Below are 4608 nucleotides of genomic sequence, written 5' to 3'. Positions count from 1 at the left end.
CCGGCCCGTCGGGTCTCCGGCTCAGGCCGGTCGCCGCGCGTCCGCGGCCTCGCGACGGCGGTCGCCGGACCGCGTGCGTCGCCGAGGGAGGTAGCCGCCCGCCTCGAGCCCCGCCTCGATCTCGAACCGGTTCGTCAGCGGGTTCCGCCCCGACATCCAGTACAGGATCGGGAAGAGCAGGCCGTACGTGCGCCACTGCTCCCGGTGGACCGCCTCGTGGCCGAGCACGGCGTCGGAGTCGTTCCGGTCGGTCAGGTAGCAGCCTCCCACGCAGGAGCCGCCGCGACCGAACGTCCAGCGCGGCATCCCGCGGAACACGACGAGTCCCCGGCGCACCTCGACGCGCCCACGGCTCCACAGGAAGCCCCACGTGAACCCCACCGCCGTGGCCCACCAGTAGCCCGCGCTGCTGATCGGGGAGTCCGTGAGCCGCACCCGCACCGTCCGGCTCACTCGACGACCTCGGGCCGGCCGTCGGCCTCGAGCAGCCGCAACCACACCTCGCTCAGCGTCGGGAAGGCCGGGACCGCGTGCCACAGGCGCGACACCGGGACTTCGCCGACGATGGCGATCGTCGCCTGCTGGACGAGCTCGGAGACGCCCTGCCCGACGAACGTGGCGCCGACCACGACGTCCCGGTCGGCGTCGATCACGAGGCGCGCCCGTCCGCGATAGTCGTCGGCGAGGATGCCCGCGCCGCTCACGCTCGAGAACGGAACCTCGGGCGTGCGCACCGACAGGCCCCGATCCGCAGCCTGGGCGCTCGTGAGTCCCACGCTGCCGACCTCGGGGTCCGAGAACACGACGCTCGGCACGGCCGTGTGGTCGGCCGTCGCCGCGTGCACGCCGTAGCGGCCCGCGTCCACGGGGCGCCCGAGCGCTCGAGCCCCGATGACGTCGCCCGCGGCGCGCGCCTGGTACTTGCCCTGGTGGGTGAACTCGGCTCGACCCACCACGTCGCCCGCCGCGTACAGCCACGGCGACCCGTCGACGGCGGGAACCGCGGTGGCCGCCAGCGTGTCGTCCACCTCGATCGGCGAACCCGGCCGGAGGCCCGCGGTCTCGAGCCCGATCCCTGCGGTGCGGGGGCGCCGCCCGGTCGCGACGAGCACCTCGTCGGCGGTCAGCGTCGAGCCGTCGTCGAGCTCGAGCACGACCTCGTTCGACGCGTTCCGTTCGACGCGGCGCGCGCTGGCCCCGAAGCGGACCTCGACGCCGAGGTCCGCGAGGCCCTCGCCGACCGCCTCCGCGGCGAACGGCTCGAGCGAGCCCAGCAGCCCATGCCGGACCAGCATCGTCACCTTGGAGCCGAGGCCCGCGTAGGCGGTCGCCATCTCGACGGCGACGACACCGCCGCCGATGATCGCGAGGCGCCCGGGCACCCGATGCGAACTCGTCGCGTCGCGGCTCACCCAGGGTCCGGCTTCGGCGAGTCCGGGGATGTCCGGGACCACCGGATCCGAGCCCGTGCAGATCGCCACCGCGTGCCGCGCGAGGAGCTCCTCCTCGGGGCCGCCGTCCGTGGGCGTCACGAGGACCCGTCGCTCGCCGGCGAGGCGCCCGTGACCGCGCACGAGCACTGCGCCGATGCCGGTCAGCCAGTGCACGCCGCCGGCATCGCGCCAGTCGGACGTCCAGTAGTCGCGACGCCGGAACGTGGCGTCGGCGTCGAGGGTCCCCGTCACGGCCTCGGCGGCACCCGGCACGCGCTGTGCGGCACGCAGCGCGAGCCCGCTGCGCAGCAGCGTCTTCGAGGGCACGCACGCCCAGAAGGTGCACTCGCCCCCGACCAGTTGGTGCTCGACGACGGCGACCTCGAGTCCCGCGGCGCGAGCCCGGTCGGCCACGTTCTCGCCGACCGCCCCCGCGCCGAGCACGATGAGGTCGAACTCCCTGGCCATTCGGGCCCCCTTCCCGCCGGATCGCGTCCGGCCCCCACGACAGCCTAGGGAGCGGATGCCGCGAGGGGAACGGCGCGTTCCGACCGGCCCCGCGCCGCGGGGCCCGTGGCCGTCGGCTCAGCGCGCTCCGGAGGCGAGGGCGCCGATGAGGCGGAGGATCGTGGGCAGGTCGTCGAGCGCCGCCTCGGGCGACGCCGGTGCGAAGCCGGCGATCGAGGCGCCGGCGAGCGGGACGTCGGCGACGACGGCGCGCACGAGCGACACCAGGTCGTCGGGGTCGGCGCCGAACGGGAGCGGGTAGGACAGGCCGGCGATCGCGGACGGATCGAGCACGTCGAGGTCGACGTGGATGTACACCCGCGAGGCCCCCGTCGCGAGGATCGTCTCGACGATCGCCATCGGCTCCCGGAAGCGGTCGACGTCGACCATCGCGATCCCGTGCTCGTCGATGAACGCCTCCTCGCCCTCGTCGAGCGCGCGCACGCCGCCGAGGACCAGCCTCGACGGGTCGACGCGCTCGCCGTCGCGTAGCGCCAGCCCCTCGGCGCCGTCTCCCGCGATGGCCCGGAGCACCATGCCGTTGAACGCGCCGGACGGGCTCGTGTCGGGGGAGTTGAGGTCGGGGTGGGCGTCGAGCCAGAGCACGGCGAGCGAGTCGCCGTCGCCCGCCGCCGCGGTCGCCACGGAGGCCAGCGCGATCCCGCAGTCGCCGCCGATCGCGATCCGCGTCCCCGCCAGTCCCTGCATCGCCTCGCGCGTGCGGTCGCCGACCCTCCGCAGTGCGCTGTAGCGGTGCACGCCGGTGCCGAGCGAGTCGCCCGCCTCGACGGGGACGTCCACGAGGACGGTGGCGGCGGAGGGGAGGTCCCCGCTGATGGCGTGCGCCCCGTCCGCGTGGCTCATCGCACGCGCGGAGACGGAACCCTGCCATTCGGGGACGACGACGAAGGCGGCCGGCATGGTTCCCAGTATGTTCCTCGCGGCAACCCGGCGCGAGCGTCGCCGGTGCTCGTCGTCAGCCCTGGTCCGGGAAGCGCACGAGCCCCGCCTGGACGGCGATGCCCACGGCGGCGACCGCCATGAGGCCGAGCCCGAGGAGCGACGCGACGGTCGTCGACGCGATCACCGCGAGCCCGCTGAGCCCGAGGAGCACCAGCGTCGCCCGCCACGCCCACCTCCGCCGGGTGAGCCCGGTCGCGATCGCCGCGGCGACGAGCAGCGCGAGCCGCCCCCAGAGGTCGAGGGGGGTGAAGATCGGATCCGTCGACGTCGACAGGAGCGCGCCGAGCAGGAGGAGGGCGACCCACGTCGCGAACAGTCGCGCGCTGAACGGCCCCAGGGGCACGGTGCGGGGGGCGCCCGGCGATCGGGCCTCGGCGACGATCGGCCCGGCGGCACGGTCGACGCCGCCGGCGGTCCTCGCCTCGGAGAGCAGGCGGTACGCCCGACCGACCTCGATGAAGCGAGCGCTCGCCGCGCGGACCTCGGACTCCGGCGCCCCGACGAAGCGATCGGGGTGCAGCTCGCGCGCGAGGCGTCGGTACGCCCGATCGAGCGCCGGCTGGTCGGCGTCGCGGTCGACGCCGAGCACGCGCGCCGCGTCGTCGGGAGTCATGCTCCGCACCTCCTCGTGGCCGGAGGGCTCGAACCTGGTGGGCAGTCGTCGCGGCCGGCAGGGATGCGGATGCCGCGGGGGCCGCCCGTGCGGCGCCCCCGCGACATCCGCACGGGTCAGGAGCCGGAGATCTGCCCCTGCGCGCCACCGGACTTCAGCATGGCGAGCCGGGCCTCGACCTCGGTGAGCTCGCCGAGGTCGTCGAGCTCGTTGAACTGGGCGTCGAGGCTCGACGCCGCCAGTTCGGCCTGGCCGCGCGCCTTCGCCTCCTCGCGACGCACCTTGTCCTCGAAGCGCCCGATCTCGCTGGTGGGGTCGAGGATGTCGATCGACTTCACGGCTGCGTGCACCTGCTGCTGCGCGGCCGCGGTCTTCGCGCGCGCGATCAGCTGCGCGCGCTTGTTTTGGAGCTCGACGAGCTTCTGCTTCATGCCGTTCAGTCCGGCCTTCAGCTTCTCGACGACCTCGGTCTGGGCCGCGATCTGCGGCTCCGCGGCCCGAGCCTCGTTCTCGGAGGAGATCTGGCGGCTGAGGGCGACCTTGGCGAGGTTGTCGAACTTGTCCGCGTCGACCGTGTCGCCCGCGGTCCGCAGCTCGTCGGCCTTGCGGCTCGCGGCCAGCGCCTTGTCGCCCCACTCGCGGGCCGCCTCGACGTCCTCGCGGTGGTCGTCCTCGAGCAGCCGCAGGTTGCCGATCGTCTCGGCGATCGCGGCCTCGGCATCGGCGATCGAGTTCGTGAAGTCGCGCACCATCTGGTCGAGCATGACCTCGGGGTCCTCGGCCTGGTCGATGAGCGCGTTGATGTTGGCTCGCAGCAGCTGCGAGATGCGTCCGAAGATGGACTGCTTGGCCATCATGGTGTCCTTCCGTGTGGTGATCGAACGGGGTCGTGCTGGTCGGTGGGCGGCGTCAGAAGCGGCCTCCGCTCCCGCGCCTCGAGCGTGTCGCGGATCCGCCGAAGCTGCCCGGAGCGCGTCGGCCGCCGCCGAACCCGCCTGACGCGCGGCGACCGCCGGATCCCCCGGGGAAGCCCCCGCCGAATCCTCCGCCGCGCCGCCCGCCCCCGAGCATCGAGTCGATCAGGATGCCGCC

Annotated in this window: 5 protein-coding genes; all 5 read right to left on the bottom strand. The window is 74.4% G+C overall.

Going from position 1 to position 4608, the window contains the following annotated elements; genetic code table 11:
* Nucleotides 1-21: 21 nt before the first annotated feature.
* Complete coding sequence (locus ESO86_RS11770; protein WP_129235205.1) at nucleotides 22-453, bottom strand: Fe-S oxidoreductase; 432 nt, start codon at nucleotides 451-453, stop codon at nucleotides 22-24.
* Nucleotides 450-1901 (bottom strand): dihydrolipoyl dehydrogenase family protein, encoded by a 1452-nt coding sequence (locus tag ESO86_RS11765; protein ID WP_129235204.1) that lies wholly within the window; start codon nucleotides 1899-1901, stop codon nucleotides 450-452. Before ESO86_RS11765 ends, ESO86_RS11770 begins: the two co-directional genes overlap by 4 nt.
* A gap of 117 nt (nucleotides 1902-2018) precedes the next feature.
* Entirely contained in the window at nucleotides 2019-2861 is an 843-nt protein-coding gene (locus ESO86_RS11760) for an arginase family protein (RefSeq protein WP_129235203.1), read from the bottom strand.
* 55 nt (nucleotides 2862-2916) lie between these two features.
* A complete protein-coding gene (locus ESO86_RS11755) occupies nucleotides 2917-3516 on the bottom strand; it encodes a J domain-containing protein (RefSeq protein ID WP_129235202.1) in 600 nt (199 codons plus the stop codon).
* Nucleotides 3517-3632: 116 nt separating this feature from the next.
* Complete coding sequence (locus tag ESO86_RS11750; RefSeq protein ID WP_129235201.1) at nucleotides 3633-4370, bottom strand: PspA/IM30 family protein; 738 nt, start codon at nucleotides 4368-4370, stop codon at nucleotides 3633-3635.
* Between the last annotated feature and the right edge of the window lie 238 nt (nucleotides 4371-4608).

The sequence above is a fragment of the Agromyces binzhouensis genome (assembly GCF_004135055.1).
Classification (GTDB): domain Bacteria; phylum Actinomycetota; class Actinomycetes; order Actinomycetales; family Microbacteriaceae; genus Agromyces; species Agromyces binzhouensis.
The sequence above is the reverse complement of the archived record's forward strand: the minus strand, read 5'-3'. Positions and strand labels throughout refer to the sequence as shown.

Bases quoted from the DNA above. Each gene is read 5' to 3' on its own strand.
- ESO86_RS11755 (WP_129235202.1), bottom strand. From the start codon at position 3,516: ATGACTCCCGACGACGCGGCGCGCGTGCTCGGCGTCGACCGCGACGCC.
- ESO86_RS11765 (WP_129235204.1), bottom strand. From the start codon at position 1,901: ATGGCCAGGGAGTTCGACCTCATCGTGCTCGGCGCGGGGGCGGTCGGC.
- ESO86_RS11750 (WP_129235201.1), bottom strand. From the start codon at position 4,370: ATGGCCAAGCAGTCCATCTTCGGACGCATCTCGCAGCTGCTGCGAGCC.
- ESO86_RS11760 (WP_129235203.1), bottom strand. From the start codon at position 2,861: ATGCCGGCCGCCTTCGTCGTCGTCCCCGAATGGCAGGGTTCCGTCTCC.